Genomic DNA, 499 nt, shown 5'->3' with positions numbered 1-499 from the left:
GAAACAGAAGCACAAGAAGAAGTGGAAGTAATTGCAGAAACAGAAGAGCCAGAAGAAGTGGAAGTAATTGCGGAAACAGAAGAGCTAGAAGAAGTGGAAGTAATTGCAGAAGCAGAAGAGCTAGAAGAAGTAGAAGTAATTACAGAAACAGAAGAGCTAGAAGAAGTAGAAGTGATTGCAGAAATAAAAGCACCTGTAGTAGAGACATTTGTAGCACTTGAGGAAATTCAGCAAGAAGATGAAGCGATTGAACAAAAGAGTGAATTCATACATGTAGCTGAGGCTGATGAACAGACAAAGAACGACGTTCAAAGCTTTGCGAATGTTTTACTTGCAGAAACAGAAGAAAATAAACGAGTTGTAGAAGAAGCGCCAGTCGCAGAAGAACAACGAGTTGTAGAAGAAACACCAGTCGCAGAAGAACAACGAGTTGTAGAAGAAGCGCCAGTCGCAGAAGAACAACCAGTTGTAGAAGAAGCGCCGGTCGCAGAAGAACAAC

The 499-nt window shown here is 41.5% G+C and carries 1 pseudogene; it reads left to right on the top strand.

What is annotated here, in order from left to right:
- Positions 1 to 499: pseudogene (locus MR160_RS33885) on the top strand (DNA translocase FtsK); the annotation flags it as partial.

Origin of the sequence: Bacillus cereus group sp. BfR-BA-01382 (assembly GCF_022663475.1) — a bacterium.
In the GTDB taxonomy this organism is placed as follows: Bacteria; Bacillota; Bacilli; order Bacillales; family Bacillaceae_G; genus Bacillus_A; species Bacillus_A thuringiensis_S.
The sequence above is the reverse complement of the archived record's forward strand: the minus strand, read 5'-3'. Positions and strand labels throughout refer to the sequence as shown.